Source organism: Arthrobacter sp. BPSS-3 (assembly GCF_044628475.1).
Lineage (GTDB): Bacteria > Actinomycetota > Actinomycetes > Actinomycetales > Micrococcaceae > Arthrobacter.
Genome location: NZ_JBIMMV010000004.1, coordinates 215,921 through 242,920 on the forward strand (window position 1 = coordinate 215,921; position 27,000 = coordinate 242,920).

Consider the following 27,000-nt stretch of genomic DNA (forward strand, 5'->3'; position numbering starts at 1 on the left):
CGGGGACCCGGCGGCCGTCGATTTCGCTTCCGGGCCGCGGGTTTGCTAGGCTGGTACCCGCTTCATTCCTCCTTAGCTCAATTGGCAGAGCATTCGACTGTTAATCGAAGGGTTGCTGGTTCAAGTCCAGCAGGAGGAGCGCACAGTCCCCGTTCCGGTTCGCCGGAGCGGGGACTTTTTTATACCCAGCGGGGGTATCTGCCGAGTCGCCGGGGGCCGATTTCCTTAGCGGTAAAACCTTTGCTAATGTCATACCTGCTTCATTCCTCCTTAGCTCAATTGGCAGAGCATTCGACTGTTAATCGAAGGGTTGCTGGTTCAAGTCCAGCAGGAGGAGCGGACAGGCCCCGCGGCCGGCGAACAGCCGGCTGCGGGGCCTTTTCTTGTGCGCTCAGACGAAGAACGTTTCCACCTGCAGGAAGCGTTCCGCCTCGCCGACGGCGGCCTGGAAGGCCTCTTCCTCGGTGGGGGACTGCCGGGGTTCGCGGGGGTGCCATTCGTGGGCGCCGGAGTGGACCCGGGTGAACCCGCCGCGCGGCGGGGCGTAGAAGATGCCGAAGCGCTGCACCGGCCATTCCGGGGACGTCTCGGGGGCTACCAGCAGGGCGGCGTCGAAAGCGGGGTTGTACCACTGCGCGATCGGCCGGCGGCGGTCCTCCGTGAAGAGCCCTGCCGCGTAGAGCGCCGCCGATTGGGGGCTGGTTTGCGAACACAACCGCTCCCACCACAGGGGCAGGATGCCGTCATCGCACCGCTGCCACGTGGCCGGGAGGGGAGGGAGGTCCTGCCGTTCGGGCACACCATAACCTTATCGCCCGCCGCCGGGCGGGAACAGGGCCGGGACCGGCCCCGAGCGGGCGGCCAGAGCGTGCCAGCGAACACCAGGGCCGGACCCGCGCGGACCGCCGGGCGGGACACCCTCGCGTAGCCGGAGCGTCCCCCGAAGAGCGCCGGATCAGTGGATGGAGGGTACCGTCCGCGGCCGGACCACGAGCCAGAGCGCGGCCGCCGCCAGCAGAATGCAGCCGGCCTGCACGGCGCCCATCGGCGTCGCCGACTCGACGCCCAGCCAGCCCACGACGGGGGAGATGATCCCGGCCATGAGGAAGGTCGCGGCACCCAGCAGGGACGCCGCCGTGCCGGCCTGGGCGCCGTGGTTGGCCAGCGCCAGGACCTGGACGCACGGGAAGGTAAAGCCGGCCCCCAGGATGTAGAACCACAGCGGCACCATCACGCCCCACAGCCCCAGGCCGGCCCGGTCGAAGACGACGATCAGCAGGGCCATCAGGAACATCCAGGCCGTGGAGCAGGCCACGATCCACTGGGGCGGGACGCGCTTGATCAGCCGGGCGCTGGTCTGCACCCCGGCCACGATCCCCAAGGAGTTGATGCCGAAGAGCAGGCCGTACTGCTGGGCCGAGAAGCCGAAGACGTCCTGGAAGAGGAAGGGGGAGGCCGAGAGGTAGGTGAAGAGGCCACCGAAGTTCATGCCGCCCAGCAACAGGGTGCCCACGAAGATGCGGTCCGCGAACAACACCCGGTAGCGCTGGCGCATCGTCATGCCCGAGGCGCCGCGCAGGTGCGCCGGCAGCGTCTCGCGGACCAGGAACAGCGCCGCGATGATCACGCAGCTGCCGTAGCCGGCCAGGAACAGGAAGATGCCCGGCCACGCCGTCAGCAGGAGCAGCTGCGAGCCGATCACCGGCGCCAGGATCGGGGCCAGGCCGTTGACCAGTGCCATCCGGGAGAACATTCGCACCATGGCGTAGCCGCTGAACAGGTCGCGCACCATGGCCATGGCGACGACGCCGCCGCCCGCCGCGCCGATGCCCATGAGCACCCGGAACAGGCCGAGGGTCCCGATGTCCGTGGCCGACGCCGCCCCCAGGGACGCGCCGATGTGCAGGGCGGTGGCGAGGATCAGCGGCATCCGGCGGCCGAACCGGTCGCTGAGCGGTCCCACCACCAGCTGGCCGAGCGCGAAGCCCACGGTGGTACCGGTCAGGGTCAGCTGGACCGCCGCCTCGCTGACGCCGAGGCTGGCCTCCAGGGCCGGGAAGGCCGGCAGGTACAGGTCCACCGTGAAGGGTCCCAGTGCCGTCAGGGCGCCCAGCATGAGGATATAGAGAAGCTTGCGGCGGCGGGTCAGGGAATCGCCCGGATTGCTGGGTGTCTGCACAGAGGTCAATCCTAGGGCCGGGGCGGCGGCACGGACAGCGCCGCCGGCCGCCGCCGCCGGCACGACGCGCGGCACGACGCCGGGCACGACGCCGCGCAGGACGCGGCGCGCGTCGCCTAACCCGACGCGCAGGCGCCCGCGCCCTCCGCTGGCCGCCGTCGGCGCCCCGAATGATAGTTTTGACACCTGGGCGTGCAATCAGCCGCGCAGGCCCGGGCATTTCAGCGGAAGCAGAACGACAGATGGCACCAGTTAGGCGGAACCGATGAGCGGACGGCACACCGGCAGGACCGGCGGGGGGCTGCGCCTTTCCGCGTTGCCCAAGACCTTGAAACTGATCTTTAAGCTGGCACCGCGGCAACTTAACGATGAGATTGCCTTCGCCAAGGCCGAACTCAAGCGCAAGGGCATCCAGCTCGGCATCGCGGCGGCCTTCGCCGTCGTCGCCCTGATTTTCGTCCTGCTGCTGGTCATCGGACTCGTCGTGGCGGCCATCATGGGCCTGGCCACGATCATGCCGGCCTGGCTCGCGGCCCTGCTGGTCTGCGCCCTGTTCCTGGTCATCGCTCTGATCGTGGGACTGATCGGCGTCAGCCGCTTCAAGAAGGCCATGCCGCTGGTCCCCGAGGAGACCATCCGCGGGCTGAAGTACGACCTCGGCATCGCCAAGGAGGGCTCCTCCTTCGACCCGGCCGTGCTGGACCCGAACACGCCGCAAGCCAAGGCCGCGAAGGCCGCCAAGGAAGCGGCCGCAGCCCGGGCGAAGGCGGAAAAGGAAGCGAAGAAGGCGGCCGAACAGCCCGACCTCGGCCCCGCCCCCTCCGAAGATGAGCTGCGCCGCCGGCTGGACCAGCGCCGCCGCCACCTCACCGGCGTCCGCGACGAACTCGGCGAGGAACTGGACCTCAAGGCCCAGGCGCAGATCCTCCTCGCCGCCGGCCAGCAGCGCGTCGAAGAGGGCAAGGAACTGGTCGACGACCGGATCGCCGCCCTCCGCGGCCCCTCCGCCACCACTCCCGGCGCCCGGCCCTCCACCGGCAGCTCCGGTTCGGCTCCGGCCGCGGACCTGGCCAAGCGCTGGAAGCCGCTGGCAGCCTTCGCGGCGGCCGCCACCACCTTCGTCGTCCTGCTGCGCCGCCTGCTCAAGGGCTGACAGGACTGTAAACCTCGACAACGAATGGACACCGGCAGCGGAAAGGGAGGCCGAATGAGGTTCATCGGCGCTGGCGCGCGTCCCGGCCAACCCCAAATCCATTCGGATGTGGTCTTCACGGTCCCCAATCTCCTCACCGTGGTGCGGTTCCTCGGCGTTCCGCTGTTCATCTGGCTGGTCCTCGCGAAACAGGAGTACGGTGCCGCCGCCCTGGTCCTGGCCCTCATGGGCAGCACCGACTGGGTGGACGGCTACATCGCCCGCCGCTTCAACCAGATGTCCAACCTCGGCCGAATCATGGACCCGATCGCGGACCGGCTGGCCCTGATCGCCGTCGCGGTCACCCTCGTGATCGCCGGCGTCGTCGAGTGGTGGTACCTGACCGCCCTCCTCGTGCCCGACCTCATCCTGATGACCATCTCGCTCTACTACTTCCACAGCCACCCCGACCTCCCGGTCAGCCGTGTCGGCAAGATCCGGACCGCGCTGCTGCTCCTCGGCACGCCCCTGCTGGTGCTCTCGAAGCTGCAGCTGCCCGGCGCCGAGGGCTACTTCGTGGCGGCCTGGGCCTGCCTGGGCCTCGGCCTGATCGGGCACTGGATCGCCGCCTATAACTACTTCTGGGCCATCATCCGCAAGGGCCGCGGACAGCGGCCCGCCGCAGAAAGCAGCACCGCCGTGAACCCGCAGGAACGTTCCAACGACGACGGCGGGCCCCGCTGATGGTCTGGCTGGCAGTCGTGCTGGCCGTCGCCGGTGCCTTCTTCCTCGCCTTCGGCGCGCAACGGCAGGGCAGCGCGGTCAAGGCAGACACCGGCGGACTGGCCCTGAGCTCCAACGGCCTGCTGCGGCTGATCCGCAACCGGCGCTGGATCCTGGGGCTCCTGCTGCTGTGCGTCGGCACGGCCATGAACGCCATCGCCCTCGTGTCCGCCCCGCTGACGGTCGTGCAGCCTATCGGCGCCATCGCGCTGGTCATCACCACGGTCATCAACGCCAAGGACCAGGGCCTGAGCATGAACCGGGCCACCGTGGTGGCGATCAGCTGCTGCGTCACCGGCTCCGCCCTGTTCGTGGTCCTGGCCGTCACGGTCACCCAGGAGAACCACCATGTCAGCGCCGCGGACGAACTCACGGTGGTGCTGCTGCTGGCCCTCGTCGTGGCCCTGTTCGGCACCCTGGCGCTGCTGTTCAAGCACCGGATGAGCGCCTTCGTCTATATCATCGGCGCCGGCATGCTGTTTGGCTTCGTTGCCGTCCTGACCCGCATCATCGGCCGGCACCTGCTGGACCCCAACGGGCTGTTCCTGCTCAACGTGCAGTGGTACACCCTGCTGGCGATCCTCGCCGCCGGCGGCTTGGGTTCGTGGTTCGTGCAGAGCGCCTACTCGGGCGGTCCACCGGATCTGGTCATCGCCGGCCTGACCGTGATCGATCCCATGATCGGCATCGCGATCGGTGTCGTGATCCTCGGCGAACTGCGCCCCGATGTCCACGCCGTGACCGCGATCGCCATGGGTGCCGCGGCTCTCCTTGCTATCGTGGGAGTGATCGCCCTGTCCAGGCACCACCCCGAGGTCACCAAGCGCAAGAAAGACGCGCGGAAGGCCGCGGCGCGGAGGCCTTAGGGCGACGCCACAGACTTCAGGCGCCGGCTGGCCGCGCCTGCGCCGGCGGCCGGCCGGCCGCCGCTACCCACCGTGACCACCAGGAGCCATCCCCGTGACCATGCCCCAGACCGACAACCCCGGCAGGAAACTGACGATCCTGATCGCCGCCGAAACCTACCCGCCGGACGTCAACGGAGCCGCCCAGTTCGGCTACCGTCTCGCCAAGGGCATGACCGGACGCGGCCACGACGTCCACGTCCTGGCCACCCGCCCCAGCAAGGGCAAGAGCTACAGCGAGTTCCGCGACGAGGCCACCGTGCACCGCGTGCGCTCCCACTCCGTGCCCACGCACGAGAGCTTCCGGATCACCTTCCCCTGGGAGATCAAGAAAGAAATCGCGCTCCTCTTCGACCGGGTCAAGCCCGACGTCGTGCACATCCAGAGCCACTACATGATCGGTGAGCACGTCCTCTACGAGGCGGTGCGCCGCGGCGTGCGGATCGTGGCGACCAACCACTTCATGCCGGAGAACCTCAACCCCTTCCTGCCGTTCCCGCAGTGGTTCAAGGACATCGTTGGCCGCGTCTCCTGGCGCGACATGGGCAAGGTCATGGGCCAGGCCGACGTCGTGACCACCCCCACCCCGCTCGCGGCCAAGGCGATGCACGACCATGCCTTCCTTCGCAAGGTGCTGCCGCTCTCCAACGGCATCGACGCCGCCGCCTACGAGCTGAAGCCCGGGGAGGAAGTTCCCGTCAACGCCAGCCCCACCGTGCTCTTCGTGGGCCGCCTCGCCGAGGAAAAGCACATCGACGTTCTGATCGACGCCATCTCCAAGACGCCTGCCCACCTCGACGTCCACCTGCAGGTGGTCGGCGGCGGCGAGGTCCGACCGGCCCTGGAGGCCCAGGTCAAGCGCCTGGGCCTGGGGGACCGGGTGCGCTTCCTGGGCCTGGCCAGCGACGAGGAACTGCGCCGCGCCTACCTCGGCGCCGACCTGTTCTGCATGCCGGGCACCGCGGAGCTGCAGTCCCTGGTGACCCTTGAGGCCATGTCTGCCTCCACGCCCGTGGTCCTGGCCGACGCGATGGCCCTGCCGCACCTGGTGCGCGACGGCGAGAACGGCTACCTCTTCACCCCGAACGACAGCGACGACCTGGCGGCCAAGATCACCGCGGTGCTGTCGCTGCCGGCCGACGAGCGCGCCGCCATGGGCAAGGTCAGCCGCAGCATGGTGGAGAACCACAGCATCGAGCGGACCCTCCAGACCTTCGAGGACATCTACCGCGGCGCCAGCTACGACGACCTGGTGGTCTAGCACTCCCGCACGGGCCGTAGCGCCCGGCCGGTGCGACTACTATTGCTAGAGTGTTTTGCCCCGGGGCCCGCCGTGACACGGCCGGTGCCCCGGGTCCCACGGGGCTATAGCTCAGCTGGTTAGAGCGCGGGACTCATAATCCTAAGGTCCTCGGTTCAAGTCCGAGTAGCCCTACCATCGACCGGTCTCCTGGCCGGTCCGCATCACCTCCCCACATCAGACGCCGCATTCCCAAGCCGCGTCCGGAAGCCCGCCTCCCGGACGCGGCTCTTTTTGTATGCCGTGGCCCCCGCGGGTGGGCCAGGTCACTTGCGGCACCTCTCCGCGCACGGTAAGTTACTGCCCAGTAACATATCGGTGCGGATCTCCCCGCGCCGTTCTGGTCGCCGCTGATCACAAGTGAGGGAACACCATGTCCAAGGCTGCAATCGACGTCAACAACCTCCCGTACGCCGACGGCGACTTCTTTGCCTTCGAGCAGCTGCTCAGCGCCAAGGAGCGCGACCGGCTGGCCGAGGTCCGCGAGTTCCTGGCCCGCGAGGTCAAGCCGATCGCCGTCGACTGCTGGAACCGTGCCGAGTTCCCGATGGACCTGATCCCCAAGCTGGCCGAAATCGACCTGGTCAGCCCGGTCAAGCGCCAGGGTTACTCCAACCTCTTCGCCGGCATCCTGCACGCCGAGACGACCCGCGCCGATACCTCGATCGCCACCTTCATGGGCGTCCACGACGGACTGTTCACCGGCTCCATCGAGGCGCTGGCCTCCGAGGAGCAGCAGGAGGCCTGGCTGCCGGAGATCTACTCGATGAAGAAGATCGGCGCCTTCGGCCTGACCGAACCGCTGGGCGGCTCCGACGTCGCCGGCGGCACGCGCACCACCGCCCGGCGCGAGGGTGACCACTGGGTCCTCAACGGCGCCAAGCGCTGGATCGGCAACGCCACCTTCTCCGACTGGGTGGTCATCTACGCCCGCGACGTCGAGGACAACCAGGTCAAGGGCTTCCTGGTGGACACGAAGACCGAGGGCTACGGCGCCACCAAGATCGAGAACAAGATCTCGCTGCGCACGGTCCAGAACGCGGACATCACGTTGGAAAACGTCGTGGTTCCCGACTTCTTCAAGCTCGCGAACGCCAACAGCTTCCGCGACACCAACAAGGTCCTGAAGGTCACCCGCCTCTCCGTGGCCTGGCAGGCCGTCGGCCAGCAGCTGGCCGCGTTCGACGTCGCCCGCCGCTATGCCGTCGAACGCAGCCAGTTCGGCCGGCCGATCGCCTCCTTCCAGCTGGTGCAGAACCAGCTGGTCCAGATGCTCGGCAACACCGTCAGCTCGATGGGCATGATGGTCCGGCTCTCCCAGCTCGAGGACGCCGGCCAGGCGAAGGACGAACAGTCCGCCCTGGCCAAGGCCTTCACCACGGCCCGGATGCGGGAGACCGTGGCGATTGGCCGCAGCCTCCTGGGCGGCAACGGCATTGTCTCCGACTACGAGATGGCGAAGGTCTTCTCCGACGCCGAGGCCATCTACTCCTACGAGGGCACCCACGAGATCAACACCCTGGTCACGGGCCGGGCCATCACCGGAATCTCTGCGATCGTCTAAACCCGACGCCGGCGCCCGGACCGGCGGCAGCAGCACCGAGGGCCTCAGGTCCAGGACGAACCCGAGCGGGTTCAGATACTCCTCGCCGCGGCGGACGCCCCAGTGCAGGCAGGGCGTGCCGCCGCAGTGGCCGGGCGGTGCAGACTGCGCGGCTGCCACCGCACCCACCGGGGATCCGGCCGCTACCGGGTCCCCGGCCCGCAGGCTCGTCTCCACGGGTTCGAAGCTGCTCCGGAGCCCGTCCCCGTGATCGATGGTCAGCACCGGGCGGTCCACCACCACGCCGGCGAAACTGACCCGTCCCGGAGCCGGTGCGCTGACCACAGCCCCGGCCTCGGCCCGCAGGTCCACCCCGCGGTGGCCGCTGAGCCACGGCCGGTCCGGCGGATCGAAGCCGCGCACCACCGCGGGCCTGGGGGAGAGCGGCCAGACCCAGCCCCGTGCCGGCGCCGCGCGTGCCGGCACCGCCCGCGCCCCGCGGGTCGAAGCCCCGCCGCCCGCCGTCGACTTGGGGCCAGAAGCCAACGCCGTCGCGGCTCCGATGGCCGCGGCACGGACGGCCGCCTGGCCGGAAAACGCTGCCGAAGGGCGCGGCGGTGCCGTCGGCGCTAGGGACTGGGCCAGCGCAACGGCGAGCAGCAGCGGGAGCACAGAGAACAGGGTCATGGTTTCAGCATGGGAACCGGGGCTGTGCCGGAACAGGCACCCGGCACGCCATGTGGACAACTCCTTTGAGGCCCCCGGATTCGCCCTTCAAGACACCGCCGCCGGCGCCCCGTCAGCACCCCGAAGCACCCCCGCCGGGCGCCCCGACCGCGTCCGTCGGGCGGGGACCGCTGTAGTACACTAGGTGGAGCAGTTTGCTGTTCCCCTCATGCCCCGATTCGTTGCGCTGTCCTTCCCGGACGTGCCGCGGAAGGCAGCACATCTCATTCAGGAGTGCGGGAATGCTTGCTGACTACGCGTATCCAGCCCTCTGCAGCCGAAGCCCCGCTTCGGATGAGGAGGACTGCGTCCCTTGCGGTCCGGACCCCATGGCCCGGATGAGGAGCGCGGTGGATACCAGGAGGAGCTCCCGGAACCGGGTGCTGCTAATCAACCGTCAACTATTGGCAGGGTAAGAGGGCCTCACGGCTCTCTCATGAATGACCTGCCGGAAGGAGCGTCGGCATGCCCGTCGTAACCATGCGCCAGCTGCTTGACAGCGGCGTCCACTTTGGACACCAGACCCGTCGTTGGAACCCGAAGATGAAGCGCTTCATCTTCACGGAGCGCAACGGCATCTACATCATCGACCTGCAGCAGTCGCTGTCCTACATCGACCGTGCCTACGAGTTCGTGAAGGCCACCGTTGCACACGGCGGCACCGTCCTCTTCGTTGGTACCAAGAAGCAGGCACAGGAAGCCATCGCCGAGCAGGCCACCCGCGTCGGCCAGCCGTACGTCAACCAGCGTTGGCTCGGCGGTATGCTGACCAACTTCCAGACGGTTTCCAAGCGCATCCAGCGCATGAAGGAACTCGAAGAGATCGACTTCGACGACGTCGCCGGTTCCGCTTACACCAAGAAGGAACTGCTGCTCCTGCGTCGCGAGCTGACCAAGCTGGAGACCAACCTCGGCGGTATCCGCAACCTCACCAAGGCGCCTTCGCTCCTGTGGGTTGTCGACACCAAGAAGGAACACCTCGCCGTCGACGAAGCCAAGAAGCTGAACATCCCGGTTGTGGCCATCCTGGACACCAACTGCGATCCGGACGAAGTTGACTTCCCGATCCCGGGTAACGACGACGCCATCCGCTCCGTGAACCTGCTGACCCGCGTCGTTGCCGACGCCGTTGCCGAGGGCCTGATCGCCCGCAACCAGCGCGCCACGGGCACCACGGAAGCCCCGGAAGAGCCGCTGGCCGAGTGGGAGCGCGAGCTCCTCGAAGGCAACAAGGCCGAAGAGGCTGCCCCGGCCGCCGAAGCTGCTCCCGCGGCCGAGGCTGCTCCGGAAGCCGCCGAGGCCCCGGCCGCGGACGACGCCAAGTAGTCACCCCGGCTTAGCCGCACTTCCCCGCGCGCTGCCCGCAGCGTGCGGGGGTACCGACAGGATGGCCGCTCACTTTGCGTGAGCAGCCGTCCTGTCGGTCCGTACATTAGACAAAATTTTCTAGACAGAGGGGTTCACATGGCGAACTACACTGCTGCTGACATCAAGGCCCTGCGCGAGCGCACCGGCGCCGGCATGATGGACGTCAAGAAGGCTCTCGACGAGGCCAACGGCGACGCCGAGAAGGCCATCGAGATCATCCGCATCAAGGGCCTCAAGGGTGCCACCAAGCGCGAAGGCCGCTCCACGGCCGAGGGCCTGGTTGCCGCCAAGGTCGCCAACGGCGTCGGCGTGATGGTCGAAGTCAACTGCGAGACCGACTTCGTCGCCAAGGCTGACAAGTTCATCCAGCTGGCCGACAAGGTCCTGACCGTCGCCGTCGAGTCCGGCGCTGCCGACCTCGAGGCCCTCCTGGCCACCGACGTTGACGGCAAGCCGCTCTCCGAGGTTGTCGTCGAAGAAGGCGCCATCCTGGGCGAGAAGGTCGTCGTCCGCCGCATCGCCCGCATCGAGGCCCCGACCGTCGACGCGTACCTGCACAAGACGTCCAAGGACCTCCCGGCCCAGGTCGGCGTCCTGTTCGCCGTCGACGGTGAAGGCGAAGCCGCCACCGCCGCCGCCCACGACGTCGCCGTCCACATCGCCGCCATGGCCCCGAACTACCTGACCCGCGAGGACGTCCCGTCCGAGCTGGTCGAGTCCGAGCGCCGCATCGCCGAGGAAACCGCAAAGGCCGAGGGCAAGCCCGAAGCCGCGATGACCAAGATCGTCGAAGGCCGCGTCACCGGCTTCTACAAGGGCGAGGTCCTGGTTGACCAGGCATTCGCCAAGGACGCCAAGAAGTCCGTCGCCGCCGTCCTCGAAGAGGCCGGCGTGAAGGCTACCGGCTTCGCACGCTTCCGCGTCGGTTCCTAACCGGCAACGCCAGGGGGTGGTCACTTCGGTGGCCACCCCTTTTGCATGCGCAGGAGACCCCCGGGCGCCTGCGCCGGGCCCCGGTCGGCAGGGAATGCCGCCGCCGGGCCCCGGCACGATAACCTTTTGAGAGCTCACCAACGGGAAGGCACCATGGATACCGTCAACAATTCCGCCCAGCCAACGAAGACGCGGCGCCGCGTCCTCCTCAAGCTCTCCGGCGAGGTCTTCGGCGGCGGCAAGCTGGGCGTCGACCCGGATACCGTCCGCGGGGTCGCCAAGCAGATCGCCGCGGCCGTCCCGGACGTCGAGGTCGCGATCGTCGTCGGCGGCGGAAACTTCTTCCGCGGCGCCGAGCTCTCGCAGAGCGGCATGGACCGCTCCCGCGCCGACTACATGGGCATGCTCGGCACGGTCATGAACTGCCTGGCGCTGCAGGACTTCCTGGAGCAGGCCGGCGTCGAGACCCGCGTGCAGAGCGCCATCACCATGGGCCAGGTCGCCGAGGCGTACATCCCGCGCCGCGCCATCCGCCACATGGAGAAGGGCCGCGTCGTGATCTTCGGCGCCGGCGCAGGCCTGCCCTACTTCTCCACCGACACCGTCGCCGCGCAGCGCGCGATGGAGGTGCACGCCGACGTCGTCCTGATGGCCAAGAGCGGCGTCGACGGCGTCTACACCGCCGACCCGAAGAAGGACCCCACCGCGGAGAAGCTGCACAAGCTCAGCTACGACGAGGCCCTGCGCCGCGACATCCGCGTCATGGACCAGACCGCCATGACCATGTGCAAGGACAACAACCTCACCATGGTCGTCTTCGGCATGGAGGGCGAGGGCAACGTCACCCGCGCCATCCGCGGCGAGGACCTGGGCACCGTGGTCACCCCCTAGCTCCGGCTAGGATGGTTTGAGGACAGTTCAGCTCCCCGGGCTCTGGGGCGCGCACCAAATTTCTGAGGAGAGAACGTGATCGAAGAGACCTTGCTCGAAGCCGGCGACAAGATGGACAAGGCGGTCGAGGTTGCCAAGGAAGACTTCGCCTCTATCCGCACAGGGCGCGCCACCCCGGGCCTGTACAACAAGGTCATGGTGGAGTACTACGGCTCGCCGACCCCGCTGCAGCAGCTGGCGTCCTTCGCCGTGCCGGACGCCCGCACCATCCTCATCACCCCGTTCGACAAGACCGCGCTGCGCGACATCGAACGCGCCCTGAGTGACTCCGAGGTGGGCGCCAACCCCTCCAACGACGGCAACGTCATCCGGGTCACCATCCCGGAACTGACCAAGGAACGCCGCAAGGAATACGTCAAGATCGTCAAGTCCAAGGGCGAGGACGCCAAGGTGTCCATCCGCAACATCCGCCGCAAGGCCAAGGAAACCCTGGACAAGCTGGTCAAGGACGGCGAGGCCGGCGAGGACGAGGGAACCCGTGCCGAGAAGGAACTGGACGCCCTGACCAAGTCTCACGTCGACGGCATCGACGAGCTGCTCAAGCGCAAGGAAGCCGAGCTGCTCGAGGTCTGATGACAGGCGAACAGCAGGCACCCGGGCCGCGCGTCCGGGTGAGGGGGAAAGAGCGGAAGAACCCGACGCCCAAGGCGGGCAGGAATCTTCCCGCCGCGACGGCCGTCGGCCTCGCCATGCTCTTTGCGGTGCTCGGCGGCCTGCTGTTCCTGCCCTTGGCCTTCGTCCTGATCGTCACCGCCTTCGCCGTCTTCGGCGTCTGGGAGGTCTACCGGGCCCTGGAGGCCTCCGGCACCCGGCTGCCGATCATCCCCGCGATGACCGGCACCGTGGCGATGCCGGTCTCCGCCTACTTCGGCGGCCCGGAAAGCCTCATGTTCGCGTTCCTGCTCAGCAGCGTCGCGGTGCTGCTGTGGCGGTCGCTGGAGGGCGCCGCGGGCTCGGCCCGCAGCATCTTCGCCGGCGTCTTCACGATGGCGTGGGTACCCTTCCTGATCAGCTTCGCGGTCCTGCCGCTGCACGCCTCCGGCGGGATCACTCCGGTCGGCTTCTGGCCAAACGGCGTGGTGCCCGTCGGGGCCTGGCAGATCGGCACCCTGCTGCTCTTGGTGGTCTCCAACGACACCTTCGGCTACCTCGTCGGCGCGTCCCTCGGCAAACACCCGATGGCCCCCAAGATCAGCCCGAAGAAGTCCTGGGAGGGCTTCGCCGGGTCTGTGGGCGGGGCCGTCGTCGTCGGCGTCCTGGCCTCGATCTTTGTCCTCGGTGAGCCGTGGTGGTTTGGTGCCGCCCTCGCCGTGGGCATGGTGGGAGCGGCGACCGCCGGTGACCTTGCCGAGTCCATGGTCAAGCGTGAGCTTGGCATCAAGGACATGGGCAACAGCCTGCCGGGCCACGGGGGAGTGATGGACCGGCTGGACTCCATCGTCTTCGCCTCGCCGGTGGCCTTCATGATTTTCTCTGCCGCCGCGGGCGGCTGAGCGGGCGGACAACCCCGCCCCGGCGCCTACAATGGTGCCCGTAAAAAGCGCCGTACCGGATCGGCCAGAGCCGGACAACCAGCGCCGAACAACAAGAGCCGCACGGCCTCGAAGGATAAGAAGTAAACAGTGGACAGCAACCGAGTGGACCTCAACCGGCAGATCCCTGCCTCCTTTGACCGCGTCCAGCGCAACCAGTACGGCTACAACGCCAAGCAGGTGGACCAGTTCCTGCGGCAGGCCAGGGTCTCCTTCGAGACCCCGCAGGCGGCCGAGCGCGTGGTCAGGAGCGCCGATGTCCGCGCCGTCACCTTCGACCCGGTCAAGGGCGGCTACGCTGCCGCCGCCGTGGACGCGGCCCTGGACCGGCTCGAGGACGCCCTGGCCCGCCGGGAACGCGACGAACTGGTCGGCGAACGCGGCGAGGACGCCTGGCTGCGCGAGATCGGCCGGCTGGCCGGGCTGCTCCGCGGCCGGCTGCACCGACCGGACGGCCAGCGCTTCCGGCGGCCGGCGAAGGCCAAAGTCCGCAGCTACAACATCGCCGACGTCGACGGCCTCTGCCACGAGCTGATCGGCTACCTGGACGAGGACCAGCCGCTCAGCGTGGACAACGTCCGCCGCGCCACCTTCCGGCCTGCCGTCGGCCGCGACGGCTACGAGGAAACCCAGGTGGATGCGTTCCTGGACAAAGTCGTCGAACTCATGGCCGCCATCGACTGACGCGGCCCTAGCGACCGGCCGCCAACTGACCCGGAGCTAGCGCTCCGTCACGAGCGGCCGCTCGGGGGTGTGCAGCCGGGTCATCAGCCGGGTGATGCTGCTCGGCACCCGGCCCCGGGTGGCGCGGGACACCAGGACCATGACGGCGAACGCGGCCGGCACCGTCCACGCCGCCGGCTGCGCGAGCCACGACGGCGTCCCCGCCGCGCCCAGCACCGCGCCGGCCAGCATCGAACCGCCGCACGCCAGCGCCCCGGTCAGCATCCCCGCGATCGCCCCGGCGTCGGTCAAACCACGCCACCAGATCCCCAGCAGCAGCACCGGGCAGATGGTCGAGGCGGTGAAGGCGAACACCAGCCCCACGCTCCCTGCCAGCGCCGTCGAATCCGTCGTCGCGGCGATCCCCAACGGCACCACGGCCGAGAACAGGGCCGCGAGCCGGAAGCCGCGGACGCTGCCGCCCAGGATGTCCTGGCTGATCACGCCGGCCAGCGAGACCACCAGCCCGGACGTGGTGGACAGGAACGCCGCGAACGCCCCGGCCACCACCAGCGCGGAGAGCAGATCCCCGGCGAGGCCGCCGATCATCCGGCCCGGCAGCAGCAGCACCAGCGCGTCGGCCTGCCCCGCGCCCGCGGCGCCGGGGGCGAAGACCCGCCCGATCAGCCCGTACGCGGTGGGGAAGAGGTAGAACACGGACAGCAGGCCCAGCACGATCAGGGTGGTCCGCCGCGCCGACTGGCCGTCCGGGTTGGTGTAGAAGCGCACCAGCACGTGCGGCAGGCCCAGCGTCCCGAAGAGCAGCGCCACCAGCAGCGAGATGTTCTGGTACGGGCCGGCCGGCGGCAGCCCGGTGGGGTTCACCGGCGCCTCGGCCACGGCCGGGGTACCGGTGCCGGCGAGCACCAGCAGCAGGAACAGCAGCGGCACGGCCAGCGCGGTGAGCTTCAGCCAGTACTGGAAGGCCTGGACGAAGGTGATGGAGCGCATCCCGCCGGCCATCACGGTAACGCAGACGACGGCGATCACGGCCACCTGGCCCACCCAGGCCGGCAGCCCGGTGGTGATCCGGATGGCCAGCGCCGCGCCGTGCAGCTGCGGGACGATGTACAGCCAGCCCACCATCACCACCACCAGGCTGGTGACCCGGCGGACGGCCCGGGATTCCAGCCTCGCCTCGGTGAAGTCCGGGATGGTGTACGCGCCGGAGCGGCGCAGCGGGGCCGCCACGAACAGCAGCAGCATCAGGTACCCGGCGGTGTAGCCCACCGGATACCAGAGGGCGTCGGTGCCCGAGAGCAGGATCAGGCCGGCCACGCCCAGGAAGCTGGCCGCGGAGAGGTACTCGCCGCCGATGGCCGAGGCGTTCCACCACGGCCGGACGGTGCGGGACGCGACGTAGAAGTCCCCGGTGGTGCGGGAGATCCGCAGGCCGTAGAAACCGATCACGGCGGTGGCGAGGGTGACGGCGGCGAAGGCGGCGACGCCGACCACCGGGTTCATGGCCGCCTCACCGCTCGCCGGCGAGGTCGCGGTAGCGGGCCTCGTTCCGGGCGGCGGTCCGGACGTAGAGCCAGGCGCTCAGCCCGATCACCGGATAGATCCCGGCGCCCAGCAGCACCCAGTCGAAGGGCAGGCCGGCGATCCGCAGCTCGGCGAGTCCCGGCACCAGACCCAGCAGCAGGGCGAAACCCAGCATGATCAGCAGGAACCCGGCGGCCACCACGATCCCGAGCCGGAGCTGGGACCGGATCAGCGCGCGGACGAACACCTGACCGGCGTCGGTCTCTTCCGCCGCCTTCCGTGCCTCAGCCGCGGCTCTGCCACGCCCGGAACCGGCGCCCGTGGCGACGCGGCGCGGGGCGGTGACCCTGACCCGGGTCATGCCTGCGGCCGGATCCGGGTGGCCTCCAGCTTTTCCCGGACCGGGGGCAGGTGCCGGCGGCTGATCGGCAGTTCGGCGCCGGCCACCGCCACGCTGGGCCGGCCCGCCGCCAGCTTCAGGTGCCCCACGTGGGCCAGCGACACCAGGTAGGAGCGGTGGATGCGCAGGAACCCGGCCTCGGCCCACTGCTGCTCCAGGTCCGCCAGCGGCACCCGGATCAGGTAGCTGGCGTCCGCGGTGTGCAGCCGGGCATAGTCGCCCTGCGCCTGGACGTAGGTGACGTCGTCGCGGCGGATCATCTTGGTGGTGCCACCGAGGTCCACGGTAATCATTTCCGGGGCCGGGCCGCCGTCGCGCAGCAGCTCACTGATCCGGCCCACGGAGCGGGCCAGCCGCTCGGCGCGGACGGGCTTGAGCAGGTAGTCCACGGCGGCGAGCTCGAAGGCCTCAAGGGCGCAGTCCTCGTCCGCGGTGACGAAGACGACGGCGGGCGGCCGGGCGCTGCGGGCGATCACCCGGGCGATGTCCAGGCCGGAGAGGGCCGGCATGTGGATGTCGAGGAAGACGGCGTCGACGTCGGCGCTCTCCAGGGTGCGCAGCGCCTCGGCGCCGGAGGAGGCGCGGTAGATGGTGCCGATCCGGTCGTCCCGGCCCAGCAGGAACGCCAGCTCCTCCACGGCGGGCAGCTCGTCGTCGGCGACGAGGACGTTAATCATGGTCCTAGGGTACCGCCGCACCGGCGCCCCGACGGGCGCCAGGGCGGCGTGGGCCGGGCGCCGGCTCAGGCGTCGTGGCGGGGCTGGGACTTCGGGACGCGCAGGGTGATCAGCGTGCCCTCGCCGGGCGCCGTCTCGATCACCAGGCCGTTGTCCTCCCCGTAGACCTGCCGCAGCCGCGCGTCCACGTTATGCAGGCCCACGTGGTCGCCGCCGCTGTGCCCGGCCAGGACCGAGCGCAGCTGATCCGGGTCCATGCCGACGCCGTCGTCCTCGATCGTCACCTCGGCGAACGCGCCCGAATCGTTGGCCGTGATGCTGATGTGCCCGGGCCCTTCCTTGGCCTCCAGGCCATGCCGGACGGCGTTCTCCACCAGCGGCTGCAGGCTCAGGAAAGGGATCACGGTGCTCAGCACCTCCGGCGCGATCCGGAGGCTGACCTGCACCCGCTCGCCGAAGCGGGCGCGCTCCAGCAGCAGGTACCGGTCGATGCAGCGCAGCTCCTCGGCCAGGGTGGTGAAGTCCCCGTGCCGGCGGAACGAATAGCGGGTGAAGTCGGCGAACTCCACCACCAGCTCCCGGGCCCGGACCGGATCCGTGTTGATAAAGGACGCGATCGCGTTCAGTGAGTTGTAGATGAAGTGCGGGCTGATCTGGGCCCGCAGCGCCCGGACCTCCGCCTCCATCAGCAGCGTCCGGGAGGCATCGAGTTCGGCCAGTTCCACCTGGGTGGCCACCCAGTCCGCCACCTCGCCGGTTGCCCGGACCAGGCCGGACCCCGCCTCGGGGGCGAAGGCGGCCACCACGCCCGCCACCCCGGACCCCACCCGGATGGGCGCGATGACGGCCGCGTAGCCGGCTCCGGGAGAGCCGGCGGGGGAGCGGCCGCCCGGGGCCCGCAGCTCCCCGGCGGGGATCACGGCGGTGTGGCCGCCCGCCAGCACTGCCGCGGCCACCTCCATCAGGACCGGGCGGAGTTCCTCGGCCGCGCCGTCCCAGGCCAGGACGCCCGTGGTGTCCGTGATGGCGAACCCGTCGCAGCCGAGCAGCCCGCGCAGCTGCCGGCTGGCCTTGCCCGCGCCGGCGGGGTTCAGGCCGGTCCGCAGGTGCTGGCCGGCCCGGGACGCGGCGTGCAGGGTCTTATAGGTCGCGCGCTCGGCGTCGGTGCCAAGGTCACGGAAAGAGCGCAGGACCTTGAGCCCGACGGCGATGACGACGGCGATCGCCAGCGCGATCACGGCGACGGCCGCGGCGCTGACCAGGGGGGAGTCCGGCATGCTGCCAGCGTAGCGCCAGGCCGGGCGGTCCGCCGTTTGTCGCAGCGCGGCGACCGCTGGGCGACGCCGCCCGCGCCGGTGCTGGAATGTAGCGCACATCACGTTGCACAGTGATTCCAGTCACACAATCCCGGGGGAGTGTTGTCCGGAAGCCGGAGCGCCCGGCGGTGACTCGCCAGTCTCAATGAGGAGGAATGATGGGTCACGACGCCCAGCATACGGACGCAGCGGCGTCCGTGGACTTCAAGCAAGTCCAGTCGACGGAGCAGTTCCAGGAACTGCGCAAACGTCACCGCAGCTTCGTCTTTCCGATGGCCATCGCGTTCCTGCTGTGGTACTTCGCCTACGTCCTGCTGGCCGACTATGCGGTGGGCTTCATGTCCACCAAGGTCTGGGGCAACATCAACGTCGGCCTGATCCTGGGCCTGCTGCAGTTCGTCTCCACCTTCGCGATCACGGGCTGGTACGTCAGCTACTCGAACCGGAAGCTGGACCCCATCGCCTCCGAGATCCGCCAGGAGATCGAAGGCCACGAGTTCGACAAGCACGGCAACCGAGTGAGCGGAACGGCCCAATGACACTGCACGCATCCCTGACGGTCCCCGCGGTCAACGTCGCCGCGCTCAAGGACACCACCCTCCTGAACATGGGCATCTTCGCCCTCTTCGTCGCGGTCACCATGGTGATCGTGTTCCGCGCCAGCCGGAACAACAAAACCGCCGCCGACTACTACGCCGCCGGCCGGTCCTTCACCGGCTCGCAGAACGGCACCGCCATCGCCGGCGACTACCTCTCCGCCGCGTCCTTCCTGGGCATCACCGGCGCGATCGCGGTCAACGGCTACGACGGCTTCATGTACTCCATCGGCTTTCTCGTCGCCTGGCTGGTGGCGCTGCTGCTGGTGGCCGAACTGCTCCGCAACACGGGCAAGTTCACCATGGCCGACGTGCTCTCCTTCCGGCTCCGGCAGCGTCCGGTCCGGATCGCCGCGGCCATCTCCACCCTGGCCGTCTGCTTCTTCTACCTTCTCGCCCAGATGGCCGGCGCCGGCAGCCTGATTTCCCTGCTGCTGGGCATCAGCGACTGGGGCGGACAGGCGCTGGTGATCATCGTCGTCGGCGCCCTGATGATCATGTACGTCCTGATCGGCGGCATGAAGGGCACCACCTGGGTGCAGATCATCAAGGCCATGCTGCTGATCGCCGGCGCCGCCGTGATGACCTTCTGGGTCCTCGCGATCTACGGCTTCAACCTCTCGGACCTGCTCGGCGGCGCCGCGGAGACGGCCAAAAATCCGGCCGTCCTGAACCCCGGCCTGCAGTACGGCAAGTCGGACACGTCCAAGCTGGACTTCATGTCCCTGGGCCTGGCCCTGGTGCTCGGCACCGCGGCCCTGCCGCACGTGCTGATGCGCTTCTACACGGTCCCCACCGCCAAGGAAGCCCGCAAGTCCGTCGTCTGGTCCATCTGGCTGATCGGCATCTTCTACCTGTTCACCCTGGTCCTCGGCTACGGTGCCGCGGCCCTCGTGGGCGCCGACACCATCAAGGGCGCCCCCGGCGGCGTGAACTCCGCCGCCCCGCTGCTGGCCTTCCACCTCGGCGGACCGCTGCTGCTGGGCTTCATCTCGGCGGTGGCGTTCGCCACGATCCTCGCCGTCGTCGCCGGCCTCACCATCACCGCGGCGGCCTCCTTCGCCCACGACATCTACGCCAACGTGATCGCCAAGGGCAAGGCCGACGCCGAGACCGAGGTCAAGGTGGCGCGCCGCACGGTGATCGTCATCGGCATCCTCGCCATCGCCGGCGGCATCTTCGCCAACGGCCAGAACGTCGCCTTCCTGGTGGCCCTGGCCTTCGCCGTCGCCGCCTCCGCGAACCTGCCCACCATCGTGTACTCGCTGTTCTGGCGCCGGTTCACCACCCAGGGCGCGATCTGGAGCATGTACGGCGGCCTCGCCGCCGCCATCATCCTGATCGCCCTCTCCCCGGTGGTCTCCGGCACCAAGACCTCGATGATCGCCGGCGCGAACTTCGCGATCTTCCCGCTCAGCAACCCCGGCATCGTCTCCATCCCGCTCGCGTTCTTCCTGGGCTGGCTGGGCACCGTGCTAGATAAGCGGCGCGAGGACACCACCAAGCAGGCCGAGATGGAGGTTCGCTCCCTCACCGGGGTGGGCGCCGAGAAGGCCACCAACCACTAACGCACCACCACATAGCTGCATCACCGAACGCACAGGACCCCCGCGCCGCCCGGCGCGGGGGTCCTGTGCGTTCCGGGTCAGCCCTCGGCCGGGCCGCGTTCGAGCAGCGGCTGAATCCGGAACGGGATCATCTCGCTCATCGCCAGCGCCGTGTCCGTCCGGTCCACCCCGTCGCAGGAGAGGATCTTGCCGTTGATCCGGAACAGGTCCTCGGCGTCGCGCGCCACCACGCGCAGCAGCAGGTCTGCCGAGCCGGTCAGGCCATAGCCCTCCAGGATCTCCGGGACCGCGGCCAGCTCCACCGCCAGCTTGCCCAGCTTCTGCTGCTGGACGTGGACCGAGATGAAGGCCATCAGCGGGTAGCCCAGCGTGACCGGATTGATCCGGCGCTCGAAGGAGAGGAATACGTGTTTCTTCTCCAGCTGGGCCATCCGGGCCTGCACCGTGTTGCGGGAGAGTCCCAGCTTCTGCGCCAGGGCCACGACGGTGCCGCGCGGGTCCCGCGCCATGGCCGAAAGCAAGCGGGTGTCCGTGCCATCCAAGGGTTGCATAGTGCGCAAGGTTAGCACGGTCCGGAACCTCTGAACCTGGCAGGATGCTCAAAATATCAGTGGGTGGTTGTACCCAATGGCACTTGTGAGTAGGGTCACAATTATCCGGGGCAACGGCGCCCGGGTGGCCGCCGCGCGCTGGGATCACGAGTCCCGCGGGCAGGGGTCAGACGACGTCAGAAGGTTGCGGACAAACTGTGTTTACCGACGACGCGGGCCAGGGCGGCGCAGCCCCCGGCGGCCCCGGAAACAGTGCAGGATCGAACAGGCGCACGGGCGGGGATCTCGTCCAGCTCATCACCCCGGGGGGTGAACGCGTCAGCCATCCCGAGTTCGACCCCTGGGTCCAGGACATCGGCGATGACGTGCTGACCTCCCTCTACGAGGACATGGTGGCCATCCGGAGGATCGACGCCGAGGCCACCGCCCTGCAGCGCCAGGGCGAACTCGCCCTCTGGCCGCCGCTGCTGGGCCAGGAAGCCTCCCAGATCGGCTCCGCCCGGGCCCTGCGCGAGGACGACTTCGTCTTCCCCAGCTACCGGGACAACGGCGTCGCCTACGTCCGCGGCGTGAAGCCCGCGGACATCGTCAAGGCCTGGCGCGGCAACGCCCTCGCCGGCTGGGACCCGTACACCGTGAACGTCGCCACCCAGCAGATCATCATCGGCGCCCAGAGCCTCCACGCCACCGGCTACGCCATGGGCATCCAGAACGACGGCGCCGACTCCGCGGCCGTGGCCTACTTCGGCGACGGCGCCACCAGCGAGGGCGACGTCAACGAGGCGATGGTCTTCGCGGCCAGCTTCCAGGCCCCCGTCATTTTCTTCTGCCAGAACAACCACTGGGCCATCTCCGAGCCCGTGATGCTGCAGTCCCACATCCAGATCGCGGACCGGGCCTCCGGCTTCGGCATCCCCAGCATGCGGGTGGACGGCAACGACGTCCTCGCCGTGCTGGCCGCCACCCGGATCGCCCTGGACCGGGCCCGGCGCGGCGGAGGCCCCACCTTCATCGAGGCCGTCACCTACCGCATGGGCCCGCACACGACGGCGGACGATCCCACCCGGTACCGGGACGCCAACGAGCTCGAGGACTGGGCCGCCAAGGACCCGATCCACCGCCTTAAGGCGCTCCTGGAGCGTAAGGGCCTGCTCACCGCGGACCTGGAAACCGCCGTCGCCGCCACGGCCGACGCCGTGGCCAAGGAACTGCGCTCCGGCACCATCACCATGCCCGAACCGCAGCCGCTGCAGATCTTCGAGCACGTCTACAGCACCCCGCACTCCTGGCTGGACCGCCAGCAGGACCACTACACCCGTTACCTGGCCTCCTTCGGCGATCCCGCAGGTGCCCCCTCCGAAGAAGGTGCTCGCTGATGACGCAGATGACCTTTGCCCGGGCGATCAACTCCGGCCTGCGCAAATCCCTCGACAACGATCCCAAGGTGATCCTCATGGGCGAGGACATCGGCACCCTCGGCGGCGTCTTCCGCGTTACCGACGGGCTGCAGAAGGACTTCGGCAAGCACCGCGTGGTGGACACGCCGCTCGCCGAATCCGGCATCCTCGGCACCGCCGTCGGCCTCGCCTACCGCGGCTACCGCCCGGTGGTGGAGATCCAGTTCGACGGCTTCATCTACCCGGCCTTCGACCAGATCGTCAGCCAGGTCGCCAAGATGCACTACCGGACCATGGGTGCCGTGAAGATGCCCATCACCATCCGCGTGCCCTTCGGCGGCGGCATCGGTTCACCCGAACACCACTCCGAATCGCCCGAGGCGTACTTCACCCACACCTCCGGCCTGCGCGTGGTCAGCGTCTCCAACCCGCAGGACGCGTACACGATGATCCAGCAGGCCATCGCCTGCGACGATCCGGTCCTCTACTTCGAGCCCAAGCGCCGCTACCACGACAAGGGCGAGGTGGACGAGTCCCTGGATGTCTCCGCCGCCCCGTCGATGGAAAAGGCCCGGGTGGTCACCGAGGGCACCGACGTGACCCTGGTGGCCTACGGCCCGCTGGTCAAGACCGCACGTGACGCCGCGCTCGCCGCCGCCGACGAGGGCGTCTCCGTCGAGGTCATCGACCTGCGCTCCCTCGCCCCGGTGGACTTCGCCACGCTGGAGGCCTCGGTCCGCAAGACCGGCCGCCTGGTCATCACGCACGAGGCCAGCCAGTCCGGCGGCCTCGGCGCCGAGGTCGCCGCGAGCATCACCGAACGCTGCTTCTACCACCTCGAGGCCGCCCCCGTCCGGGTCACCGGCTTCGACGTCCCGTACCCCTACTCCAAGCTGGAGATGCACCACCTGCCCGGACTGGACCGGATCCTCGACGGCGTGGACCGGGCCCTGGGCCGCCCCAACTCCCTGAGCGGGCTGGAAGGATGAACGCCACCATGATCAAGGAATTCCGCCTCCCGGACCTCGGCGAAGGCCTGACGGAATCGGAAATCGTCGCCTGGAAGGTCGGCGTGGGGGACACCGTCACCCTGAACCAGATCATCGCCGAGGTGGAGACCGCGAAGGCCGTCGTCGAGCTGCCCTCACCGTTCGCCGGCGTCGTCACCGCGCTGCACGAACAGCCCGGCACCGTGGTGGAGGTCGGCAAGCCGATTGTCTCCTTCGAGATCGAGGGCGACGACGACGGCGGTTCCGGCGCGGGTTCGGGCGAGGCGCCCGCAAAGCGGGAACCGACGCTGGTGGGCTACGGTGCCGTGCCGGAGGGCTCCGGCCGGCCGGCCCGCCGGGCACGGACCTTCGCGGCCGCGGCTGCACCGGCTGCTTCGGCGGCCGCACCCGCTCCGGCTCCTGCTGCCGCTGCCGCGCCTGTCCCGGCGCCCGCACCCGCACCCGCCGTCGCCGTCCCGCCGAGTGGCGCGCCTGCTGCCGAGCGGCCCCGCTCCACCCCGCCGGTCCGCAAGCTGGCCAAGGACCTCGGCGTCGACCTCGCCGCCGTCACCGGTACGGGCGAGCACGGCCTGATCACCCGGGAGGACGTGCGGAACTTCGTCGGCGGCGGGGACCTCCCGGTCGCGCCGCAGGAACTGGCCGGCGCGCAGGCGGCCGTCGTCACCGCGGCGGCGGGCGAGCGGGAAACCCGGACCCCGATCAAGGGCGTCCGGAAGTTCACCGCCGCGGCCATGGTCTCGTCTGCCTTCACCGCGCCGCACGTGACCGAGTTTCTGACCCTGGATGTCACGCCCACCATGGAACTGCTGGCCAGGCTCAAGGAGAGCCGGGCCTTTGCCGGGTACAAACTCACCCCGCTGACCCTGGTGTCCAAGGCGGTGCTTATCGCCCTGCGCAGCCACCCCACGCTCAACGCCCGGTGGGACGAGATCAACCAGGAGATCGTCCAGTTCAACTACGTCAACCTCGGCATCGCGGCCGCCACTCCGCGGGGGCTGACCGTGCCGAACATCAAGGACGCGGACCGGATGTCGCTGACCCAGCTCTCCACCGCGCTCACCGAGCTGACCGAGACCGCCCGCGCCGGTAAGACCGCCCCCGCGGACCTCTCCGGCGGGACCATCTCGATCACGAACATCGGCGTCTTCGGCATCGACGCCGGGACCCCCATCCTCAACCCGGGCGAGGCCGCCATCCTGGCCGTCGGCGCGGTGCGGAAGATGCCGTGGGAGTACCGGGACGAGGTGGCGCTGCGCCAGGTCATGACCCTCAGCCTCTCCTTCGACCACCGGTTGGTCGACGGCGAACAGGGCTCCCGCTTCCTGCAGGACGTCGGTGCGCTGCTGTCCGACCCCGGCATGGCACTCGCCATGGCCTAGGTTCCCAGCCCGCGGGGCCGGGCATCCCTCCTTTGCCGGAGGGGCGCCCGGCCCTTTGTCGTTCGGGGGGCAGGGCCGTCCGGGGGAGACCCGCCCAGGCGAGTTCGCCTAGCGCGTGCCGTTGCCCGGGGCCGTCAGGGCGGCCAGGGCCATGCCCTCCAGCAGCGGCCGGGCACGCTTGAGTGCCATCCGGCGGCCCTGGGTGCGGACCGAGTGCGGGGTGGAGTTGATCAGGCCGAAGGTGGCGTGGGCGCGCATCCGCAGCTCGGCCGGGTCCGTGTCCGGGTGCAGGCCGGACAACACGTCCACCCACAGCTCCACGTAGTTCCGCTGCAGGGTCCGGACCTCGGCCTGGTCCTCGTCGGCGAGGTTGCTGAAGTCCTGATCCTGGACCCGGATCACGTCCGGGTGGCTGAGGGCGAAGTCCACGTGGAACTCCACCAGCCCGGCGAGGGCGGTCTCCGCGGTCCCGGCGCCGGCCACCACGGCGCGGCCGCCGTCGAGCAGGTCCTGGCTGACGCTGAGCAGCATTGCCCCCAGCACCGCCTGCTTGCCGGCGAAGTGCCGGTAGACGGCGGGGCCGCTGACTCCGGCCGCGGCGCCGAGATCCTCCAGGGAGACGCGGTTGAAGCCCTCGGCGGCGAAGAGGGCGGCCGCGGCCTGCAGCAGCGCCTGCCGGCGGCTCTCCTTGGCCCGGCTGCGCTGGGTTGGCTGGCTGGACTCGGTCACCGGCTCACCCTTCTTCTCGGCTGGTCTGGGTATTCACTGTGCTGTACGGGCTCCGTACACCGGGCTGCAACCCGCCGTCCCGGCGATCCTGTGTTGGACATCACAGTTAGTAGAGACTAACCTAAAACTCAGTTATGCGTTACTAACCGAAATGGCCGGACCGGCAGCCCCAGGGCCCCGGTCCGGCCGGGGATGGAAGCAGTCAATGGAGACAATCGCCAGCCGGGTGGATCCCGGCAGCGCAGGCTTCGCCGCAAACCGGGAGGCCCAGCTGGGCCTGGCCCGGGAACTGAAGGAGCGCCTGGCCGCCGCAGCGCTCGGCGGACCGGAGAAGTCCCGCGAACGCCACGTCGCCCGCGGCAAGCTGTTGCCGCGCGAACGCATCGACCGGCTGCTCGATGACGGCAGCCCCTTCCTGGAGATCGCCCCGCTCGCCGCGGACGGCATGTACGACGGCGATTCGCCCGGCGCCGGCGTGATCGCCGGCATCGGCCTGGTCCACGGCCGGCAGGTGCTGGTCATCTCCAACGACGCCACCGTCAAGGGCGGCACCTACTACCCGATGACGGTCAAGAAGCACCTCCGCGCCCAGGAGATCGCGCTGGAGAACCGCCTGCCCTGCATCTACCTGGTGGACTCCGGCGGGGCGTTCCTGCCCCGCCAGGACGAGGTCTTTCCGGACAAGGAGCACTTCGGCCGGATCTTCTACAACCAGGCGCAGATGTCCGCGGCGAAGATCCCGCAGATCGCCTCCGTCATGGGCTCCTGCACCGCCGGCGGCGCCTACGTCCCCGCGATGAGCGATGAGACCGTGATTGTCCGCAACCAGGGCACCATCTTCCTCGGCGGCCCGCCGCTGGTGAAGGCGGCGATCGGCGAGATCGTCACGGCCGAGGAACTCGGCGGCGGCGACTTGCACTCGAAGATCTCCGGCGTCACCGACCACCTGGCCGAGAACGACGAGCACGCCCTGCAAATCGTCCGCGACATCGTCTCCACCCTGCCGCGGCCGGCCGCCCCCGCCTGGGAGATCGACACGGTCGTCGAACCCGAAGCGGACCCGGCCGAGCTCTACGGCGCCGTCCCCACCGACGTCAACGCCCAGTACGACGTCCGCGAGGTCATCGCCCGGCTGGTGGACGGCAGCCGCTTCCACGAGTTCAAGAAGAACTACGGCACCACACTGGTCACCGGCTTCGCCAAGCTGCACGGCCACCCCGTGGGCATCGTGGCCAACAACGGCGTCCTGTTCAGCGAGTCCTCCCTCAAGGGTGCACATTTCATCGAACTCTGCGACCAGCGCGGGATCCCGCTGATCTTCCTGCAGAACCTCTCCGGCTTCATGGTCGGCAAGGACTACGAGCAGGGCGGCATCGCCAAGAACGGCGCCAAGATGGTCACCGCCGTCGCCACCGCCAGGGTGCCCAAGCTCACCGTGGTGATCGGCGGCTCGTTCGGCGCCGGCAACTACTCGATGTGCGGCCGGGCCTACTCGCCGCGCTTCCTGTGGATGTGGCCGGCCTCCCGGATCTCCGTCATGGGCGGCAACCAGGCCTCCAGCGTCCTCGCCACGGTGAAGCGCGACCAGTACGAGGCCCGCGGCGAGGAATGGTCTGCCGAGGACGAGGAGGCCTTCAAGGCCCCGATCAAGCAGCAGTACGAGGACCAGGGCAGCCCCTACTACTCGACCGCCCGCCTGTGGGACGACGGCATCATCGACCCCGCGGACACCCGCACCGTCCTGGGACTGGCGCTCGACGTCGTCTCCCGCACCCCGCTGCCGGAGACCTCCTTCGGCCTCTTCCGGATGTGAGCCC

25 protein-coding genes, 3 tRNA genes and 1 pseudogene are annotated in these 27,000 nt (G+C 69.3%); 20 read left to right on the forward strand and 9 right to left on the reverse strand.

The annotated features are described in order from the left end of the window. Positions 1-66: 66 nt before the first annotated feature. Positions 67-139: transfer RNA gene (locus ACFVY3_RS08420), tRNA-Asn, on the forward strand. A 125-nt stretch (positions 140-264) separates the two neighbouring features. Further along, positions 265-337, forward strand: a tRNA-Asn gene (locus tag ACFVY3_RS08425). A gap of 54 nt (positions 338-391) precedes the next feature. Here ACFVY3_RS08425 and ACFVY3_RS08430 read toward each other — a convergent pair. Both ACFVY3_RS08430 and ACFVY3_RS08435 read right to left on the reverse strand, forming a co-directional pair. Next, positions 392-799, reverse strand: coding sequence for a hypothetical protein (locus tag ACFVY3_RS08430; protein ID WP_400159405.1), 408 nt, complete (start codon positions 797-799; stop codon positions 392-394). Between the two features lie 156 nt (positions 800-955). Then, positions 956-2,179, reverse strand: a complete 1,224-nt coding sequence (locus tag ACFVY3_RS08435; protein WP_377972258.1) for a multidrug effflux MFS transporter — start codon at positions 2,177-2,179, stop codon at positions 956-958. A gap of 265 nt (positions 2,180-2,444) precedes the next feature. Here ACFVY3_RS08435 and ACFVY3_RS08440 point away from each other — a divergent pair, with 265 nt between their 5' ends. From ACFVY3_RS08440 to ACFVY3_RS08465, 6 genes are all read left to right on the forward strand, one after another. Next, positions 2,445-3,332 (forward strand): phage holin family protein, encoded by an 888-nt coding sequence (locus tag ACFVY3_RS08440; RefSeq protein WP_290258408.1) that lies wholly within the window; start codon positions 2,445-2,447, stop codon positions 3,330-3,332. Between the two features lie 54 nt (positions 3,333-3,386). Then, positions 3,387-4,055 carry a CDP-alcohol phosphatidyltransferase family protein gene (locus tag ACFVY3_RS08445; RefSeq protein WP_290258407.1) on the forward strand — a complete coding sequence of 223 codons (669 nt, stop codon included), beginning with the start codon at positions 3,387-3,389 and terminating at the stop codon, positions 4,053-4,055. Beyond that, positions 4,055-4,960 (forward strand): DMT family transporter, encoded by a 906-nt coding sequence (locus ACFVY3_RS08450; protein WP_290258406.1) that lies wholly within the window; start codon positions 4,055-4,057, stop codon positions 4,958-4,960. Before ACFVY3_RS08445 ends, ACFVY3_RS08450 begins: the two co-directional genes overlap by 1 nt. A 100-nt stretch (positions 4,961-5,060) precedes the next feature. Further along, a complete protein-coding gene (locus ACFVY3_RS08455) occupies positions 5,061-6,260 on the forward strand; it encodes a glycosyltransferase (RefSeq protein WP_400159498.1) in 1,200 nt (399 codons plus the stop codon). Positions 6,261-6,360: 100 nt separating this feature from the next. Beyond that, a tRNA-Ile gene (locus tag ACFVY3_RS08460) sits at positions 6,361-6,437 on the forward strand. Between the two features lie 235 nt (positions 6,438-6,672). Continuing rightward, positions 6,673-7,863, forward strand: coding sequence for an acyl-CoA dehydrogenase family protein (locus ACFVY3_RS08465; protein WP_377972256.1), 1,191 nt, complete (start codon positions 6,673-6,675; stop codon positions 7,861-7,863). A 78-nt stretch (positions 7,864-7,941) separates the two neighbouring features. Here the strand turns inward: ACFVY3_RS08465 and ACFVY3_RS08470 are convergent. Next, positions 7,942-8,529, reverse strand: a pseudogene (locus ACFVY3_RS08470) (murein hydrolase activator EnvC family protein); the annotation flags it as partial. A gap of 504 nt (positions 8,530-9,033) precedes the next feature. On the opposite strand from ACFVY3_RS08470, the gene rpsB reads away from it, so the two are divergent. The 6 genes from rpsB to ACFVY3_RS08500 all read left to right on the forward strand — a co-directional run bounded on the left by rpsB (position 9,034) and on the right by ACFVY3_RS08500 (position 14,036). Further along, positions 9,034-9,894, forward strand: a complete 861-nt coding sequence (rpsB, locus tag ACFVY3_RS08475) for a 30S ribosomal protein S2 (protein ID WP_400159406.1) — start codon at positions 9,034-9,036, stop codon at positions 9,892-9,894. A gap of 138 nt (positions 9,895-10,032) precedes the next feature. Next, positions 10,033-10,869: a translation elongation factor Ts gene (gene tsf / locus ACFVY3_RS08480; RefSeq protein WP_290258403.1), complete on the forward strand. Its 837-nt coding sequence runs from the start codon at positions 10,033-10,035 to the stop codon at positions 10,867-10,869. Between the two features lie 153 nt (positions 10,870-11,022). Next, positions 11,023-11,760, forward strand: coding sequence for a UMP kinase (pyrH, locus tag ACFVY3_RS08485; protein WP_290258402.1), 738 nt, complete (start codon positions 11,023-11,025; stop codon positions 11,758-11,760). A gap of 75 nt (positions 11,761-11,835) precedes the next feature. Next, positions 11,836-12,393, forward strand: coding sequence for a ribosome recycling factor (gene frr / locus ACFVY3_RS08490; RefSeq protein WP_290258401.1), 558 nt, complete (start codon positions 11,836-11,838; stop codon positions 12,391-12,393). Beyond that, on the forward strand, positions 12,393-13,313 hold the full coding sequence (locus ACFVY3_RS08495; protein WP_364137075.1) for a phosphatidate cytidylyltransferase: 921 nt from the start codon (positions 12,393-12,395) through the stop codon (positions 13,311-13,313). Before frr ends, ACFVY3_RS08495 begins: the two co-directional genes overlap by 1 nt. 144 nt (positions 13,314-13,457) lie before the next feature. Next, a complete protein-coding gene (locus ACFVY3_RS08500; RefSeq protein WP_377972508.1) occupies positions 13,458-14,036 on the forward strand; it encodes a DivIVA domain-containing protein in 579 nt (192 codons plus the stop codon). Positions 14,037-14,072: 36 nt separating this feature from the next. On the opposite strand, the gene ACFVY3_RS08505 is transcribed toward ACFVY3_RS08500, so the two are convergent. The 4 genes from ACFVY3_RS08505 to ACFVY3_RS08520 form a co-directional block, all read right to left on the reverse strand. Then, the gene (locus ACFVY3_RS08505) at positions 14,073-15,539 is read right to left on the reverse strand and encodes a cation acetate symporter (RefSeq protein ID WP_377972253.1); all 1,467 of its coding nucleotides are present in this window, start codon (positions 15,537-15,539) and stop codon (positions 14,073-14,075) included. A 7-nt stretch (positions 15,540-15,546) separates the two neighbouring features. After that, entirely contained in the window at positions 15,547-15,921 is a 375-nt protein-coding gene (locus tag ACFVY3_RS08510; RefSeq protein ID WP_290258398.1) for a hypothetical protein, read from the reverse strand. Next, positions 15,918-16,637: a LytR/AlgR family response regulator transcription factor gene (locus ACFVY3_RS08515; RefSeq protein WP_400159407.1), complete on the reverse strand. Its 720-nt coding sequence runs from the start codon at positions 16,635-16,637 to the stop codon at positions 15,918-15,920. The genes ACFVY3_RS08510 and ACFVY3_RS08515 overlap by 4 nt, the downstream gene beginning before the upstream one ends. A gap of 65 nt (positions 16,638-16,702) precedes the next feature. Further along, positions 16,703-17,914 (reverse strand): sensor histidine kinase, encoded by a 1,212-nt coding sequence (locus tag ACFVY3_RS08520; protein ID WP_400159408.1) that lies wholly within the window; start codon positions 17,912-17,914, stop codon positions 16,703-16,705. Positions 17,915-18,111: 197 nt separating this feature from the next. On the opposite strand from ACFVY3_RS08520, the gene ACFVY3_RS08525 reads away from it, so the two are divergent. Then, on the forward strand, positions 18,112-18,492 hold the full coding sequence (locus ACFVY3_RS08525; protein WP_290258576.1) for a DUF485 domain-containing protein: 381 nt from the start codon (positions 18,112-18,114) through the stop codon (positions 18,490-18,492). Further along, entirely contained in the window at positions 18,489-20,117 is a 1,629-nt protein-coding gene (locus tag ACFVY3_RS08530) for a cation acetate symporter (protein ID WP_290258395.1), read from the forward strand. The genes ACFVY3_RS08525 and ACFVY3_RS08530 overlap by 4 nt, the downstream gene beginning before the upstream one ends. 77 nt (positions 20,118-20,194) lie before the next feature. On the opposite strand, the gene ACFVY3_RS08535 is transcribed toward ACFVY3_RS08530, so the two are convergent. Then, on the reverse strand, positions 20,195-20,668 hold the full coding sequence (locus ACFVY3_RS08535; RefSeq protein WP_400159409.1) for an Lrp/AsnC family transcriptional regulator: 474 nt from the start codon (positions 20,666-20,668) through the stop codon (positions 20,195-20,197). Positions 20,669-20,865: 197 nt separating this feature from the next. Between ACFVY3_RS08535 and pdhA the strand changes: the two genes are divergently transcribed. The 3 genes from pdhA to ACFVY3_RS08550 are packed head-to-tail and all read left to right on the forward strand — an operon-like array spanning position 20,866 to position 24,454. Further along, positions 20,866-22,044, forward strand: a complete 1,179-nt coding sequence (gene pdhA, locus ACFVY3_RS08540) for a pyruvate dehydrogenase (acetyl-transferring) E1 component subunit alpha (RefSeq protein ID WP_400159410.1) — start codon at positions 20,866-20,868, stop codon at positions 22,042-22,044. Then, positions 22,044-23,054 carry an alpha-ketoacid dehydrogenase subunit beta gene (locus ACFVY3_RS08545; protein ID WP_400159411.1) on the forward strand — a complete coding sequence of 337 codons (1,011 nt, stop codon included), beginning with the start codon at positions 22,044-22,046 and terminating at the stop codon, positions 23,052-23,054. Before pdhA ends, ACFVY3_RS08545 begins: the two co-directional genes overlap by 1 nt. Then, positions 23,051-24,454 (forward strand): dihydrolipoamide acetyltransferase family protein, encoded by a 1,404-nt coding sequence (locus tag ACFVY3_RS08550; RefSeq protein WP_400159412.1) that lies wholly within the window; start codon positions 23,051-23,053, stop codon positions 24,452-24,454. Before ACFVY3_RS08545 ends, ACFVY3_RS08550 begins: the two co-directional genes overlap by 4 nt. 108 nt (positions 24,455-24,562) lie before the next feature. Here the strand turns inward: ACFVY3_RS08550 and ACFVY3_RS08555 are convergent, their stop codons facing one another. Then, positions 24,563-25,183: a TetR/AcrR family transcriptional regulator gene (locus tag ACFVY3_RS08555; RefSeq protein ID WP_364137092.1), complete on the reverse strand. Its 621-nt coding sequence runs from the start codon at positions 25,181-25,183 to the stop codon at positions 24,563-24,565. Positions 25,184-25,388: 205 nt separating this feature from the next. Here ACFVY3_RS08555 and ACFVY3_RS08560 point away from each other — a divergent pair, with 205 nt between their 5' ends. Continuing rightward, complete coding sequence (locus ACFVY3_RS08560) at positions 25,389-26,996, forward strand: carboxyl transferase domain-containing protein (protein ID WP_400159413.1); 1,608 nt, start codon at positions 25,389-25,391, stop codon at positions 26,994-26,996. The last annotated feature ends 4 nt before the right edge of the window (positions 26,997-27,000 follow it).